The sequence below is a fragment of the Hymenobacter oligotrophus genome, assembly GCF_003574965.1.
Taxonomy (GTDB): Bacteria; Bacteroidota; Bacteroidia; order Cytophagales; family Hymenobacteraceae; genus Solirubrum; species Solirubrum oligotrophum.
On the sequence record NZ_CP032317.1, the window covers coordinates 210,605 to 226,483 of the forward strand.

Sequence of the window (15,879 nt, forward strand, 5' to 3'; positions counted from 1 at the left end):
CGCCGACGTGGTAGTTGACGAAATTACGCGCTGGCTTGCAGGTGCGTGCGCAGGTACTCGTACACCTCGGGATTGGCGAGCAGGGTGCCGTGGTGCTGCCGCGAAAACACCTGCACTTGCACCTGGCCGTGGTCGGAGGGCGCGCTCTTGAATACGCTGCCCGTGGCCGAGCTGCCACCCACCAGCCCGTCGCCGAAGTACTGGGCCAGCCACGATTCGGCGTTCTTCAGCAGCGAGGCTGCTAGTACGTGGTAGCGCACCCCGGGCAGTGGCGGCACAGGAGTGCGAGGCGGCACTAGGTCGTCGGCGTGCGGGTTCTGCCAGTCTTCGTCCACCAGGCGGGCGTGGCGCAAGTCGCGGATGCCGTTGCTGCGCCTATCGATGGTATCGGCCAGCAGGCGCGCCAGGCGCAAATCGAAGCGGCGGAGCATCAGGGCCGTCAGAAAGCTGTGTTGCTCCAGGAAAGAGCCCTCGTTGGGCACGGCCAGCAAAAACACCTGGCGCAGTTGGCTTAGCCACGGGGCCTGGGTTTGCTGCCCGTAATAGCCGGCGCTTCGGATAACCAACCCGCCCATGCTGTGGCCCACCAGCACCAGCTCGGTTATGGCGCCGGGCCACTGCTCAACCAGCGCCGTAAGCAGCTGGCTCAGCTCGCGGCCGTTCTGCGAAATGTGGCGGCCCGAGTTGTAGCGCACGTACAGGCTGCGCACCCCCAGGTCTTGCTCGAGGCGCGGGCCGTAGCGGGGTACTTCGGGCGCGCCCGTTTGCCAAATGTGTTCGTCGCCCATCAGACCATGCACCCACACCAGGGTGCGTTTGGTGCCGTCGGTTAGGTCGAGGTCGGCCACGGCTACATCGGCCCCTTGGCGCCGAAAGCTGAGTTGAATGGCGCGGTGGTCGCCGCGGGTTTCGAGCTGGTCGCCGATGGCGCCGTTGAGGGCCGGCAGCAAAAAGTGGCGGTAGCTGCGGCCGGTTTGGTACAAAGCCTCGGCGCCGGTAAGCGGAGCGGTGGCTGCGCGGCGCAAAGCCGCCGTGGCCCGCCGCCAGCGCGACTTGTCGTCGGCCGAATCGGAGTTGGGCGGATTGCGGTTGAGGCTGGCCATGCTGCGGTGGAGCTTGTGCGCGAAGACGCGCGGGCGACGTGTGGGTGAGTTGGGGCCGATGCCCTAGGTCAGAAACTGCTCGGCCAACCTAGGCAACCGGCCGTTGCTTGGCGCGTGTTGGGAAGATCAGGTTTGGGTCATGCTCATCTGGCCTCCGCTTTGTCGAAGCATCTCTACCGCTTCGTTTGGGCTCGTTCGACGAAGCGGTGAGATGCTTCGACTGCGCTCAGTATGACGTTCTAGAAGGGTTTTTGTTTAATTCTAAACACGCACTTACCGGATTACCAACCGGCGCGTAACCGTGCCGGCGGGCGTTTCGAGGCGCAGCAGGTACATGCCCGGTTGTTGGTTTTGCAGGCGCAGGGCCCGGCCGTTGTAGAGGCCGCGCGGCGCGGCGCCCTCGCGGTATACCTCCCGACCTAGGGCATCGGTTACGCTGAGTGGGGCCGTAGCTACGGCCGGATTATCGAGCGAAGCCAATGCAAACTCGCCGGTGCTGCTGGGGTTGGGGTACACGCTCAGGGCTGCGGCCAGCGCAGCCGATTGTTTGTTGGAAGTAACCCGCGAGCCGAACGTTACCTCATCGACAATAAGCGTAGAGCTGGCCGACACATTGCCGGTGCCCACCACAAAACCCAGGCGCAGGGTGTCGGGGGTAAGCGTGCCGGGCTCGTACTCGATGTTGTAGGCAGCTTGCCCAAAGGTGCTGCGAGCGGGCAAATCGAGGCCGCCGGTGCCAATAAAGTTGCCCTGGGCAGTGCGCGGCCCGCGCGAAAGCGCCGCCAAAGCCGCCGCCGAATCGTTGGGAGCCAAGGTGAGCTTGTACCAGAACCGCACGCTGCCCGGCCGGCTCGTAAAGGGTATGCCGCCCGCCGTTTCGGGGTTTTGCGGGTTGATTTTAGAGCCTACAAACACTACCGAAGGCACATAACCCGTGAATGGCAAACCCGGAAAAGCAATTTGCTTGCTCTGCAGCTGCACCGCAAAGTTGCCCGCGTGCCGGTCGGTGCTTTTGGTGGCGAAACCTAGGGATATGGGCAGTTGCGTGGCCACCAGGTCGTCGAGGGAGTACCAGCCGTTCAGGCTTTCGCGCAGGCCGCTGGCCGTCCAGTTCTCGAAACCGTTGTTGGGCAGCGTTTGGGCTTGGGCGCCGAAGCACGCAGTAATACCGAGTAGGAGTAGGAGTTTTTTCATAGCAGGGCTAGGCAGCGGCGAGCAATGGTTGAGCTCGGGCGGGTATACGTAAACGGAAGGTCTGGTTTCGGCGCCACATTCTCAATGGCGCGAGCCATTGGGGCCGAGTATACTACGGATGCGCTTTGGCGGTGCGGGGTTGCAGCAGCGGCCAAGCCAGCAGGGCGCCGACCAACAAGCCGCCTAGGTGCGCCGCATGATCGACGTTGGGGTTGAGGTTGCTGGCGAAGTTGGTGCCCACCAAATACAGCGTGTGTACAAACAGCGCCGCCCGCGCCGAGCGGCTAAGGCGGGTGGCGTGGGTAGCTGCCAGCGTAAGCATAGCCCCGTACAGCCCGAAAATGGCCCCCGATGCGCCAACGCCGTTCACGCCCGTGCTGTGCCACCACAAACTAGCCAGGCTACCACCCAAGCCGCTAAGCCAATACAGCACCAGCAGCCGCCACCGGCCTACCAGCGGCTCGAGCAAAGCCCCGATAAACAGCAGCGCGTAAGTATTCAGCAGCAAGTGCCATAGGCCGCCGTGCAAGGCGCAGGCCGTAAGTAGCCGCCACCACTGGCCACCCAGGGTAAGCGGCGTAAAGTTGGAGCCCCACAAAACCAGGTCGCGGCCGGCGGGCTCTACGGCATCCACGCCGCTGGCCACCATCAGCAGGTACACCAGCAAATTCAGGCACGCGAGGACAAGCGTTACGGCTACCACCCCAATGCCGGGAATGGTAGCAGGAGGCGGGGGGCTGGTTGGTTCGGGAGCGGGCACTTGGCCGCGGCGCTGCAACTCGGCCCAGGCTGCCTGCACCAGCGCGGGCGCAAACGACCTAGGGTGCTGCGTGAGGTAAAGCAGCTCGGCGTCGGTTTTGCGGGCAAAGGCCTCGGCTAAGGACGAACCTGGTTCCATGCCAAAGCGCCCCGCCACAAGCAGGCCAACTAGCTGAAGCCCGACAACTTGGCAACCCGCGCCAGCCCTTGGCGGCTGAACCGCGGCGCCAGCCTGCCGTATAGCCAGAGCCACACCACCCGAACCGAAAACACCATGGAACGCCGTATAGCCAGAGCCACACCACCCGAACCGAAAACACCATGGAACAGGACCCGATTCAGCAAGAACCCTACAACCAGGAGATGAACGCCCGCGCAGCCGGCCCCGAGTACGACGCCCAGGCCACGGCATCGGGCCAGTCGCCGGCCGAGCAGGAGCGCGACCCGCAGGGCCGCTTCGGCATGGGCGACCGGATGGGCGTGCTCACCGGCGACAACGCCGACGATAACTCGGGCAGCGGCGGCAACGTGGGCGGCCAGGCCACCAAAGGCCCCAACGTAAGCCGCAGCACCGAGTACAACAACCCCGGCAACGCCGCCGAAGGCGACGTGGGCGGCAGCACGGCTTCGGCCGGTACCGGCACCTCGGCCGGCCAGCCAGGGCAAGTGCCAGGGCTATAGCTTAGATATAAGAGGTTAGAAATCACAGGTGAGAAAAAAGAGCATTCTATATTCTGCCTCAGAGCCTTATCGCTACGTCTAACTTCTTAGTTCTCAAATCGCAACTCTAAACACCTAACCACCACTACAGCTATGAACAAAGGACAAGGCAATTCGACCAATCAGGAGAGCAGCGGCGCCAACAAAGTAGGCGTTGCCAACAGCGGTCAGAACCAGTTTCCCCTGAAAAAAGACGCGCAGCAGGGCACCGAGCAGCAGAACAAGCAGGACGGGCCGGCCAGCGCAGGTTCGCAGGTGCGCGACGAAGCCAAGCAGGTGAACAGCGGCAAGCACGATACCAACCAAGGCAACCAATAACGTTTCGCAACCATGAGCAATACTTCGAAAAACCAGTCGGGCAACGACCCGAACGCCAATCGGCAAGTAGCGCCGGGCTCGGCCCCCATCGATAAAACCAGCCCCGACGGCAACATCAACCGCAGCGAGGCCAAGCACGTGGGCGGTGCCAGCCCGAGCAGCGCAGGCAGCCCCGAGGCCAACCGCAGTACCACCGGCCAGCACGGCGGTAACCACGGCAACGACCGCGACAACCGCAACGAGCAACCTGCCGCGGGCGAAAACGCCAAAGGCAGCTCCAACCGCGGTGGGCAACCCTCGGCCGACCAACGCAACCAAGGCGGCGGGCAGGACTCGGAGAAAAAGCAGAACCAGAGCCAGGCCAAAGGCGAGTCAGATTACTACGCCAACGGCAGCCTTTCGCGCAGCTCCGCCAACGACGGCGGCACCATTGAAGACTCGCAGAATCAGTGAGCTGATCAGTTACAGAGTTAATGGGTTTTGAGTTTAAGAGTTGCGCAGGCTTGGCCGAAGCGTTTGGCCCGCCGCCGATAACTCTTAAACTCAAAACCCATTAACCCACTAACTATGCAGTTTCCGGTTCATCGGCGCCATGAAGTATCTTCCGGCACGATGAACCGGTTTTTTGTGCTCGTGCCCTTGCTAGCCGCCTGGCCCGCCGCGGCCGCCCAGGCCCAATTGGGTAACCCGCTGAAGCAGTTGCTGCGCCGCGACACCACGGCTGCTGTGCGCCGCGTATTGGCCAACCCCGATGCGCACCGCGTGCAAATCATCTACACGCAAATCAGGCGCGATGCCGCGGGCAAACCGCAGTTCAAGTCGTACGCGTATCGGCTAAAGCCCAGCGAGTACTTTTACCCGGCCAGCACCGTGAAGCTGCCAGCTGCGGCGGTAGCACTGCAGAAAATGCGCCGGCTGAACGCGGCCAAGCTGGAGCCCGAAACCCCGTTGCGCATCGATTCGGCCTTTGCGGGCCAAACGCGCGTGCTGCTCGATAGCAGCGCCCTAGGTTACCGGCCCACCATTGGGCAATACATCCGTAAGGTATTGCTGGTGAGTGATAATGATGCATTTAATCGGCTGTACGAGTACGTGGGGCAGCAAGAGCTGAACGCGAGCTTGCGGCAAGTCGGCCTTGCGCAAACCCGCATCATTCACCGCCTATCCGTAGGCGATAAGGAGCCCGGCTCGCGCCAAACCAACCCCGTCACCTTCTTCGCCGATACCACGCTGCGCACCGAGTTGTATCGCCAGCCCGCCGCATTTAACGAAGGCGCGCTGCCGCCCATGGTGGCAACCAACATCCGCATCGGCAAAGCCTATGTGGACGGCAGCCGGCGCGTGGAGCAGCCACTCGACTTTAGCACCAAAAACGAGTTTCCGCTCCACGACCAGCAGCAGGTGTTGCGGGCATTGCTCTTTCCGGAGTCGGTGCCGCCGCAACGGCGCTTCGGCCTAGGGTCCGACGATTACGCTTTTCTGCGCAAATACATGCGCTTGCTGCCGCGCCAAAGCCGCTACCCTAAGTACAACCCCGCCGAATACCCCGACAACTACGCCAAGTTTCTGCTGGCCGGCGGCAAAGCGGCCGCGCTGCCTGAGGGCGTGCGCATCTACAACAAAATCGGCCAGGCCTACGGCTTTCTGATTGATAACGCCTGCATCGTCGACTCCGTGCGCGGGGTAGAGTTTATGCTGTCGGCGGTGGTGTACGCCAACCACGACGAAGTACTCAACGACGACCAATACGACTACGACACCGTGGGCTTCCCGTTTCTGCGGCGCCTAGGTGAGCTGGTGTACCAGTACGAGTTGGGCCGAACCGCGCCGCGCCGCCGCGAGCAGGTGCGCACGTATTGGAGCGAGCAACACGAACGCGCCACGCCCTGATGCCTGCTCCCGAAATACCCCTGAACAGCTACGGCCTGCCCGTGCTTACCAACGCCGCCCAGTATTGGCAGCTGGTGCGCCTCAACCCCGAGCACGAGCTCATCGACCTAGGCGCGTTCATTCCTAGCGTACAGCTCGATATCCGCTACGCCACCGCCAACAACTTTTTGGGCGAGGCTGTGTACGCTGAGCCGGCCGCCTACCTGCGCCGCCCCGTGGCCGAGGCCCTAGGTGCCGCGCAACGCGAGCTGGCCCAAGTAGGGGTGGGGCTAAAGGTGTTCGATGCCTACCGGCCGTACAGCGCTACGGTGCGTTTCTTCGAGAAGATACCCGACGAAACGTACGCCGCCCCGCCGTGGCGCGGCTCGCGCCACAACCGGGGCTGCTCCGTTGATGCAGCCCTGATTGACCTAGGCACCGGCGCCGACTTGCCCATGCCTACCGAGTTCGACGCCCTAGGCCCCGAAGCGCACTCCGACTACCCAGAGCTGCCCACCGCCGTGCTGCAACACCGGGCGCTGCTGCACACCGTACTGGCGCAACACGGATTTGTGAACTACCGGGCCGAGTGGTGGCACTTCGACCACCAACGCTGGGCCGATTTTCCGCTGCTCGACCTTGCATTTGCTGAGCTGCGGCGTTGAGCCTCGGCCATATGGTGCGTAAATTGCATCGGATTTTGGTGGGCGGCCGGTATTGGCCGCTGGTTGGTAGTTGCTTGTTGTATTTTGTTGATGCGCTGTTGTTTGCCCTTTGCCGCCTCGCTGGCGTTGCTGTTCTCTTCGGTTACCGCGTGGGCTCAGCCGTCGGCCGCTACGGCGCCGCTTACCAAGTTTAAAAGCCCGGTACTTACCACGCCCATTCCGGCCCCGCCGCCCAAGCGCGAGCTGCGCGGCGTCTGGATTGCCACCGTCGAGAACATCGACTGGCCGAGCCGGCGCAACCTCACGCCCGAGCAGCAGCGGCAGGAGTATATCCGCATGCTCGATCAGCAGCAGCGCACGGGCATCAACGCGGTGTTTGTGCAAGTGCGGCCCGCTTCCGATGCCTTTTACCAGAGCAGCCTGGAGCCTTGGAGCAAGTGGCTGACGGGCCAGCAAGGCAAGGCACCGGGCTGGGACCCGCTGCCCTTCCTCATCGAGGAGGCGCACAAGCGCAACATGGAGTTCCACGCGTGGTTCAACCCGTACCGCGGCAGCACCGATACCACCACGGCCCGCCTCGCGCCCAACCACCCGTACCGCCAGCACCCGGAGTGGTTTTTTCGCTACTCGGGTAAGTTGCTCTACAACCCCGGCCTGCCCGAGGTGCGCAACTACATCACCAAAATCATCATGGATGTGGTGCGCCGCTACGACATCGACGGCGTGCACTTCGACGACTACTTTTACCCGTACCCCGACCCCGGCCAGGTTATCCGCGACGAGCGCGCCTTTGCCCAGTACAACGAGCAGAAACTGAGCCTGCCCGACTGGCGCCGCCGCAACGTAAACCAGCTGGTGCAGCAGGTGCACGACTCCATCGACGCCGAAAAGCGGTGGGTGAAGTTTGGCATCTCGCCCTTTGGCGTGTGGATGAACCAGGCCAGCCACCCCGACGGCTCCGATACCAAAGCTTTTCAGGGCCACACCGGCCTCTACGCCGATGCGCTGGAGTGGCTGCGGCAAGGTTGGGTTGATTACGTGTTGCCGCAGCTGTACTGGAGCACCAACTTCAAACTGGCCAGCTACGCTACGCTGATCGAGTGGTGGTCGCGCAACCGCTACGACCGGCACCTGTACATTGGCCACGGTGCCTACCGCATGTTCGAGAGCACCAAATCGGACACCACGTGGCGCAACCCTGGCGAGCTGCCCAAGCAAGTGCGCCTCAACCGCTCGTACCCCACCGATATCAGCGGCAGCGTGTTCTTTTCGGCCAAATCGGTGCTGAACAACCCGCTGAAAACCACCGACTCGCTGCGCGAAAACTTGTTCCGCTACCCGGCGCTGCTGCCCACCATGCCCTGGAAGGATGCCGTGCCACCTCGCACACCGCAAGGTCTTACGCTGGTGCGCGCCAGCGGCCCCGTTACGCTTACCTGGCGCCCCGGCCCCGCCGCTGCCGATGGCGACTCGGCCCACGCCTTTGTGGTGTACCGCTTTGCCCGCGGCGAGCAACCTACCCCCGACGACCCCAAGCACATTCTGCTGATTCAGCCGCGTGCCGGCCGCAACAACTTTACTTTTGTTGACACCACCGCGCAAGCGAGCATCGACTACGCATACTACATCACGGCCATCGACCGCCTGCAAAACGAGAGCGGCCCCACTCGGGTAACCACCCTAGGCTCGGCCGCCGGCCCCGTTATCGCACAATCCGATGCCGAGCCCGCCGCTGCCGCTACGCCGCCGGTTGTGCCCACCCCGCCCGTAGCCGCCGAACCTGCCGTTATCGAAAAGCCAGGCACGACCAAAATCACAAGCAGCGCTGGCAACGTCACCGTCAAAACGAAGACCAAGACCAAGAAACGTGGTTTCTTCGGCCGGTTGTTCGGACGCTAGAAGTAGCGTTTATTCCCTAGATCATAAACCAAAAACCGCCCCTCCTGGCAGCTGCCAGGAGGGGCGGTTTTTGGTTTATGATCTAGGGGCCGATACTGGCACGAGTTGCGCGCGAAAGCGCTAAGACTCGCGTCAGTAACCAGGCTTAAGTAATTTCGCTTGCTCAAATTGTTTGTTGTTAGCCTTATCATTTACAACAAAGCTCCTTGACTTAGTCTTTTCTATGAAACACATCTTCTTTCCTGTCTTAACCATCTTCATTATTGCTTGCAGTAGAAGTAAAGATGAGTTACCAACACCTAAACCGACGCCTGCAGAAATGCTGCAAGCTAAAACCTGGGTCGTATCCGGGCGAAGCGTGACTAACGGGCAAGGCCACGTCGCGGACTTGTATACCGGCTGGCCAGCGTGTTACCAAGACGACTTCTTTCTGTTCCACCCCGGGGGGCACCTAGTCTTCGACAACGGCGCAGCCAAGTGTAGCCCGTCGGAGCACCAAAGCACCACCGGCTCCTGGGCACTGAACCCCGACGGCACGGCGCTGCAAATCAAATTCACATCGCTGACCTCCAACACCGTCCCGCAGCAGATTCGCGGCCGCGTCGAGGAATTAACTCCGGCCAAACTGGTCTTTGTGCACACCGATACGGTGAACGGGCAGGTTTTCGCAATCCGCTACACGTACCAAGGGCAGTAAGATTAGGAGGCCAAATCGGCAAGCTGGCGCTCTGCTGCGCTTGTACTTACCAACCTAGCTCACGCCGGCACTTAGGTCTATAACATAGGTAAACTAAATACAAGGCCCCCTTGACAGCTGCCAAGGGGGCCTTACTGTTCAACTTAATTTGAAACCACAGTCAGAAAAGTTGCGAGATAATACCATGGATAATAGCTTATGAGTAGCGATGCTTTACAAGCAAAAAGCCCGCTTGGCAGCTGCCAAGCGGGCTTTTTGCTTGCGGTACCTAGGGTGCTGCTTACAGCGCCTTAATGTCCATCGTCAGGGTTACACCCGTAGCTGTGCGGCTGATGCCCGTAACGGTGAAGATGGCGTACTGATCGGCGTTGCGCAGGCGCGCAATGACTACGTCGCCAACTACTACGTTGTCGAGCTGGGCTACCTGGGTGGCAGCTGCTGCCGTCTGGTACGTCTGGCGGATGCTGTTCAGGGTAGCGTTGGTGTAAGCCGCAGCGCCGCCGGTGGTGTAGCGGAAGAACTTGGTCGAGTTCAGCGCTTTCAGCTGCACGGCATTGCTGGCCGTGCTGGTGATGGCTACGTCCTTATTGGCATCGGCGCCCGTGCGGGGTACAAGTGCGAATGTCGTAAGATCGTAGGCCGCTTCATCGCCACCATTAGTGCCGGTGTAAGTAAGCGTAGCCGTGCGCGGCGCGGCCAGGGCCGTGGTGGTAGTCGGCGTGATGGGCGCGGCCGTGGCCGTGGCCGAGCGGGTGCTAGGTGCGCCAGCCGGCAGGGGCAAGGTGGGCTTGTCCTGGAAGCGCGACTTAACCTCGAAGCGGTACACCACTTCCTGGCCGCTCGAGCTGGCGGGCAAGGTAAGGTCCACGTTCACGGTAGTAGCCGCACCTGTTTGGGCCGCCGTGCCCACCGGCACGCGCTGGCGTGCCACGCGGCGCTCGGCGCCCGTACCCACGCGCATGTAGGTAATCAGGCTGTCGATGTCCTTGTAGAGTGTGCCGGCCGTAGTGAGCGAAGTGGCTGTGTTGATGCCGCCTGTGTTCAGCTTCACCGGGAAACGCACCACGTCGCCGGGCACGCGCGAGGCGTTGTTGGGAGCCGTCAGGTTGGTAGGTGCATCCACGGTAATGGTGGGCACGGGCTCGGCCAAGCGGAAGTTGAACGAACGGGTTTTCACCTGGGTGTTCTCCGACACCACCACCGCATCAACGCGCACGTTGGCCTTGTTTTGGCCGGCGGGCACGGTGTAGTTTACCACCAGCGTGTCGGCGTTGCGCAAGCGCGAAAAAGCTGCCCGGTACGGAATGGTTTGCACCAGCGTAGAGTCGCGATTCGGCTCAATTTTCTGCAGAATGCGAATTTCCTTGATGGGCGCCGTTTGCTGAGCAAAGCGCAACTCAAAGCTCACCACCTCGCCGGTAGCGTACTTGGTTGACGTACCTAGGGCGTTGTCGACAAACGTTGGGAACTGGCCGTCTACCTCGTTGTAAAAGGTATCCAGTTCCGATTCGCAGCCGGCCAGCAGCGGGCCCGCGAAGGCCAGCAGCAAAGCACCGCGGCGTAGATATATGGTTGATTTCATGAAAGTAGATTCGGCGGAAAAAGCTAAAACAAAAGCCTAGGTGCATTACTGCTGGTCCCACCACATGGGCTTGGTGATGTAGTCGTCGGAGTTGGCGGCACCAACCGACGCAAACACCGCCGCCACGTTCTGCGGGTTGTACTGCACCTCCGTAAGGGCCGGCAACATGCGGCGCGGCCACCGGTCTTTGTAGTCGGGCTTGGCGGCCAGTACCGGGTTGGCGTTGTTGGGGTAGCGCAGGTTCACGTAGATGTCGGTGCTGAAATCGAAGCGGCGCAGGTCCGTCCACGATTCCGGATTCAGGAACATGGCAATGTACTTCTGCTCCATGATGCGCTTCAGATCGAGCTGGCTCTCGTTTTGGGCTACGGCCGCGCTGGCCATATAGGCATCAATCTGCGCCTGCGTAATCACCGGGAAGGTTACGGCCGGCACCGCGTTCGAGCCGCCCACGCCAATCTTGCGCATGTGCGCCTGAATGCCCTCGCGGTAGGCGCGCAAAGCACGGGTTTTGTCACCGGCCCGGAAAGCGGCCTCGGCCTCGATGAATTTCAGCTCGTGGTAGGTAATTACCTCGAAGTAGCCCAGGTCGCGGGCGTACCAGCTGGAGTAGAAGTCGGTGGCGTTGCCGGTGGCGGCGCTGATGGGCGTGCCGCCGCCCACGCCGGGGTCGCCGCCGGTGCTGTTGGCCGTGGCAATAATCGGGAAGCGCGGGTCGGTTACGCCGGGGTAAGTGGCACCGGGCGCGCTGCCGTTGAGGTACTTAATGATGTTGGTGGAGTACGTGGCCGAAAACGCAGCCGAAGCAAAGTTGGCGCGCGTGGTGCCGAAGATGTTGGTGCTGCCCGTTACCGGCGCTACGGCTACTTCAAACTGCAGCTGCGCGTCGTCGGCGGTAGCCCGGAAGCCTTTATCAACCAGCGCCAATACGGCTTGCGGGTTGTAGCTGCCCTTTTTGGTGAGGTGGTTGAGCTGGCGCGCTTTCAGTGAGTTGGCCAGACGAATCCACTTCTGCACGTCGCCTTTGTACAGAATGTCGCCGCTGATGCTGGGCGAGGTAATGTAGAGCGGGCGGAGGTTGGCCGAAGCCGGCTTCTGCATTTCCACAATGCCTTCGTCGAGCAGCTTATCGATGGCGGCGTAAATCTGCTCCTGCGGGTCGTACTTGGGCGTGTAGTTGGCCGCGCCCTGGTACGCCTCCGAGTACGGAATGTCGCCCAGCATGTCGGTGGCGTGGGCCATCGTCATGGCCAGCACAATCTTGCCGGCGCCTACGTAGTACGGCGAACCTTCTTTCTGGCCTTCATCGATTACGTACCGCCCGTTGCCGGCCGAGTAGAAGTACAGGTAGTTGAAGGTGTTGGTGCTGTTGCCGTTCGAGAGGTAAAACTGATCGGTGCTGGCCAGCGCCGGGCGCCGCACAATGTACTGCGAGATGTACGAGGTGGTAAGCGCCGTGAACATCTGCTGCTGAATGCCCTGCGAAATAGCGCCGGGCAGCAGGAAGTTGGGCGTGGCCGTGATGGGGTTGTTGGGGTCGGTATTTACGTCCAGAAACTTTTCGCACGACGTAAGCACCCCGCTGCTCATGAGCAAGCCCAACGCGAGGAGGTATTTTTTCATCTTGATTATCACAGAAAAACGGTGCGCTGCCTAGGTGCTGCCGAGCACCCGGGCCGCCGGCACCTAGGGAAATTAGAAGGTAGCCCGCAACGACATATCCACGCCGCGCGTGGCAGGCACGCTGCCGTAGTCGAAGCCCGTGGAGCCGCCGCCGCGCACGCCGGCACCAGCGGCCGAGGTTTCGGGGTCGACGCCGGAGTACTTCGTGAAGAGCAGCAGGTTGCGGCCCGTTACGCCCAGCTCGATGCTCTTGACGGTGCCCGAGTTGCCCAGCCAAGTTTTGGGCAGGCTGTAGGTAAGCGTGGCGTAGCGCAGGCGCGTCCAGGAAGCATCCTCGATGAAGGGTGTACCCACGGCACCCAGGATGCTGGTGTAGTAAGCCTGCGTCAGCTCCACGGGGCGCGTGTTCGGCGCGTAAGTGCCGTCGCCTTTGGCTACCACGCCATCAAATACTACTTCCTTGTAACGGTCGAGGGTACGCTCGCTCAGGCCGTTGCGGGTGGTTAGCCAGTCGTTGCCGTTCACCACTTTGCCGCCCTTGCGGAAATCCCACATAAAGCTAAACGAGAGGCCGTTGTAAGTGAAGGTGTTGGTAACCTGCGTGGTAAAATCGGGGGCGCGGTTGCCGGCGTACTGGTACACCGCCGTGTTGATGGTGGGGTAGCCGTTGGCGCCGATAATGATTTTGCCCGCGTCGGGGCCCGATTGCACGCGCTGGAAATCGTAAGCGGCAATGGAAGTGATGGGGCGGCCGGGGAAAGCGCTGCCGCGGGCCACGTCGATGATGGAAGCGTCCGACTGGTTTACCTCCGTCAGGAAGCCGGGTAGCTGCTTGGCTTTGTTGCGGTTGGCCGTAAAGTTGGCCAGGGCCGTCCACTCAAAGCCGTTGGCCAGCTTCACGGGCGTGCCCGACAAGGCCAGCTCAACGCCGCGGTTAATTACCGTACCGCCGTTGATGTACTGCAGAATGTAGCCCGAGGCCTGGCTTACGCGCGGGGCAATCAGCTGGTCGCGCGTCTCTTGGTGGTACACGCTGGCGTCGAGACCTAGGCGGCCGTTAAGGAACTGCAGGTCGAGGCCGGCTTCGTAGGCGCGGGTGCGCTCGGGTTTCAGCAGGCGGTTCGAGCCGAAGAAGCCCGGCCGGAAACCGCCGCCGATGTACGTCGACTGCGCCAAGGGCGAATCGACGCGGTACGGGCCGGTGTCTTTGCCTACCTCCGCTACCGAGGCGCGAATCTTGCCGTAGTTCAGGATGGGGTTGGTGTCCAGACCGAGGGTGCGGCTGAACTCCCAGCCACCGGCCACCGAGCCGTAGAAAAAGCCCTTGCCGTAGTTCTTGTTCAGGTTGGGGCGCGGCAGGGTGGAGGAGAGGTCGTAGCGGCCGTTCAGCTCCAGCGTAGCTTGCTTAAAGAAGTCGAAGCTCAGGCGGCCGAAGTTGCCCACCAAGCGGCGCGTGCGGTTGCTGGTAAGCGCGTTGCGGTTTACCGTGTTGTTGATCGAGACGAAGCTCGGGTTCTGGAAAATCAGCCCAATGATGTCGGTGGTTTCGTACACGGCCTGCTCCACGGTGTTGCCCAGCACCAACGAGGTGCCTAGGTTTTCGCCGAAGTTGCGGTTGAACGTGGCCAGGAAGTTAGAGTTCAGCAGGCGCACGAAGTTGGTGGTTTCGGCAATGCCGCCGTTTTGGTTGTTGGGCTGCGAGGTGCCCACGGCGCGCACCGAGCGGAACTTCTCGGTGTACACATCGGTGCCGATGTTGTAGCTCAGGCGCACCCACTTGGCGGGGTCGTAGGTGAGCTGCGTGTTGGCAATAACGCGGTTGGTGCGGTCGGTTTGCGGGTTAAACTCCGTGGTCCAGTACGGGTTGTCGGCGTCGTTGGTGCCCACCGACAGCGGCAAGAGGCGGCGGCGCGTGCCGTCGGCGTTCAGGTAGTTGCGCGCGTCGTCGTTGCGGGGCCAGTTCAGCAAGCTCACAAAAAAGCCGCCCGTGCCGGCAAACAGGCCGGGGCCCTGCAGCGGCCGGCGGCCGCCCGAGTTCAGGTACTGCGCCGAGCCCGAGGCGCCGAGCTTGGGCGAAAGCTGCACCCGCCCGCTTAGGCGCACGGTGGTTTTGTCGTACTCGTTTTGCGGCGTTACGCCCTTGGTATCCTGGTGCGAGGCCGATGCCAAGAAGTTGGCCTTGTCGTTGCCGCCCGACATGGTGAGGTAGTTCTGGAACGAGGTGCCCTTCTCGAAGAAGTTGCCCAGGTTGTCGTACACCTCTTCGCCGGGGGCAAAGCGCGGGCCCCACGAGTTTCGCGTGGTGGGGTCGAACACGCCGCCCGCGCCTTGCTTGTACTGGTTTTGCAGCTTGGGCAGGCGGTTCACCTCGTCAACCGAAAACTGCGTGCGGTAGGTAATGCTGGTAGCGCCCGACTTGCCGCGCTTGGTAGTGATGATAACGGCGCCGTTGGCTGCGCGCAAGCCGTACAGGGCCGCGGCCGCCGGGCCCTTCAGCACCGTCATGCTTTCAATGTCCTCGGGGTTGATATCGGCTGCCCGGTTGGTGGAGCTTACCGAACGACCTAGAATGCCGTTGAAGGCCGAGCCCCCGCCCGGCGCCGTCGACTCCACAAACGACGAGTTATCCATGATAACCCCGTCGATAACGAACAGCGGCTGGTTGTCGCCGTCGAGCGAGTTGCCGCCCCGGATTACGATGCTGGCGCCTTCGCCGGCGCTACCGCCCGAGGAGGTGATTTGCACGCCCGCCACTTTGCCTTGCAGCGCGTTTACGATGTTGGTTTGGCGGGTTTCGATGATGTCCTTCGAGGTAACCTGCTGGGCCGCGTAGTTTATCTCGCGGCGCTCCTGCTGAATGCCGTAGGCCGTGGTAATTTGCACTTCTTGCAGCGTGGTGGAAGAGGTTTCCAGCGCCACATCAATGTTGCCATCGGCCCCCACGGTGCGCTCCAGGGTATTGTAGCCGATAAAGCTGAACACCAGCGTAGCGCCCGGCGCCACCTGCAGCGTATAGCTGCCGTCGGCGCTGGTTTGCGCACCGATGGTGCCGCCCTTTACCACCACGTTCACCCCGGGCAGGGGCGAGCGGTCGGAGGCGGCTGTTACCACGCCGGTAACGGTGCGCGCTTGCTGGGCCTGCACCTGCTGCGCCAGCAATACGCCGGGCAGCACGATAGACCATAAAGATTTCTTCATTGAATGAGGGGGAATAGGTGGGGAGAAAGGCAAAAACAAAAAAGCGCGTGGCTATATAGCCGCGCGCAGGTACGCCTCGGAGCCAGCAAGTGCCGCAATGCAACAAAGAGCTAAAAAAGCTGACATAGAGGCGAATCAGCAAGAATAAGGGAAAAACAAGCGCGTGTGCAGGCAAGCCAAAAGCGCCGCGCCATCACCTAAATAGGTATTTAAGTGGGTTTAAAGCTAAGCGCGGCGCCGGGTTAAGTCAAG

At 61.8% G+C, this 15,879-nt stretch carries 13 protein-coding genes; 7 read left to right on the top strand and 6 right to left on the bottom strand.

The genetic code is table 11. The features are described 5' to 3' along the window. Positions 1–23 precede the first annotated feature (23 nt). The 3 genes from D3Y59_RS00835 to D3Y59_RS00845 all read right to left on the bottom strand — a co-directional run bounded on the left by D3Y59_RS00835 (position 24) and on the right by D3Y59_RS00845 (position 3,195). Positions 24–1,103 carry an esterase/lipase family protein gene (locus tag D3Y59_RS00835; RefSeq protein ID WP_119443314.1) on the bottom strand — a complete coding sequence of 360 codons (1,080 nt, stop codon included), beginning with the start codon at positions 1,101–1,103 and terminating at the stop codon, positions 24–26. 273 nt (positions 1,104–1,376) lie between these two features. Next, the gene (locus tag D3Y59_RS00840; protein ID WP_119443315.1) at positions 1,377–2,297 is read right to left on the bottom strand and encodes a T9SS type A sorting domain-containing protein; all 921 of its coding nucleotides are present in this window, start codon (positions 2,295–2,297) and stop codon (positions 1,377–1,379) included. A gap of 112 nt (positions 2,298–2,409) precedes the next feature. Continuing rightward, positions 2,410–3,195 (bottom strand): rhomboid family intramembrane serine protease, encoded by a 786-nt coding sequence (locus D3Y59_RS00845; protein WP_162910444.1) that lies wholly within the window; start codon positions 3,193–3,195, stop codon positions 2,410–2,412. Positions 3,196–3,377: 182 nt separating this feature from the next. On the opposite strand from D3Y59_RS00845, the gene D3Y59_RS00850 reads away from it, so the two are divergent. The 7 genes from D3Y59_RS00850 (at position 3,378) to D3Y59_RS00880 (ending at position 9,224) form a co-directional block, all read left to right on the top strand. Next, the gene (locus D3Y59_RS00850) at positions 3,378–3,737 is read left to right on the top strand and encodes a hypothetical protein (RefSeq protein WP_162910445.1); all 360 of its coding nucleotides are present in this window, start codon (positions 3,378–3,380) and stop codon (positions 3,735–3,737) included. Positions 3,738–3,869: 132 nt separating this feature from the next. Next, positions 3,870–4,094: a hypothetical protein gene (locus tag D3Y59_RS00855; protein WP_119443318.1), complete on the top strand. Its 225-nt coding sequence runs from the start codon at positions 3,870–3,872 to the stop codon at positions 4,092–4,094. Positions 4,095–4,106: 12 nt separating this feature from the next. Beyond that, positions 4,107–4,547, top strand: a complete 441-nt coding sequence (locus D3Y59_RS00860) for a hypothetical protein (protein WP_119443319.1) — start codon at positions 4,107–4,109, stop codon at positions 4,545–4,547. A gap of 159 nt (positions 4,548–4,706) precedes the next feature. After that, positions 4,707–5,984, top strand: coding sequence for a serine hydrolase (locus D3Y59_RS00865; protein ID WP_205590859.1), 1,278 nt, complete (start codon positions 4,707–4,709; stop codon positions 5,982–5,984). Beyond that, positions 5,984–6,628 carry a M15 family metallopeptidase gene (locus D3Y59_RS00870; protein ID WP_119443321.1) on the top strand — a complete coding sequence of 215 codons (645 nt, stop codon included), beginning with the start codon at positions 5,984–5,986 and terminating at the stop codon, positions 6,626–6,628. Before D3Y59_RS00865 ends, D3Y59_RS00870 begins: the two co-directional genes overlap by 1 nt. Positions 6,629–6,730: 102 nt before the next feature. Further along, the gene (locus D3Y59_RS00875) at positions 6,731–8,527 is read left to right on the top strand and encodes a glycoside hydrolase family 10 protein (RefSeq protein WP_240410453.1); all 1,797 of its coding nucleotides are present in this window, start codon (positions 6,731–6,733) and stop codon (positions 8,525–8,527) included. Positions 8,528–8,750: 223 nt separating this feature from the next. Continuing rightward, positions 8,751–9,224: a hypothetical protein gene (locus D3Y59_RS00880; protein ID WP_162910446.1), complete on the top strand. Its 474-nt coding sequence runs from the start codon at positions 8,751–8,753 to the stop codon at positions 9,222–9,224. Positions 9,225–9,504: 280 nt separating this feature from the next. Here D3Y59_RS00880 and D3Y59_RS00885 read toward each other — a convergent pair whose 3' ends face one another. From D3Y59_RS00885 to D3Y59_RS00895, 3 genes are all read right to left on the bottom strand, one after another. Then, positions 9,505–10,806, bottom strand: coding sequence for a hypothetical protein (locus D3Y59_RS00885; RefSeq protein ID WP_119443324.1), 1,302 nt, complete (start codon positions 10,804–10,806; stop codon positions 9,505–9,507). A gap of 45 nt (positions 10,807–10,851) precedes the next feature. Further along, entirely contained in the window at positions 10,852–12,429 is a 1,578-nt protein-coding gene (locus D3Y59_RS00890) for a SusD/RagB family nutrient-binding outer membrane lipoprotein (protein ID WP_119443325.1), read from the bottom strand. Between the two features lie 72 nt (positions 12,430–12,501). Further along, positions 12,502–15,627, bottom strand: a complete 3,126-nt coding sequence (locus D3Y59_RS00895; RefSeq protein WP_119443326.1) for a SusC/RagA family TonB-linked outer membrane protein — start codon at positions 15,625–15,627, stop codon at positions 12,502–12,504. Positions 15,628–15,879: the final 252 nt, after the last annotated feature.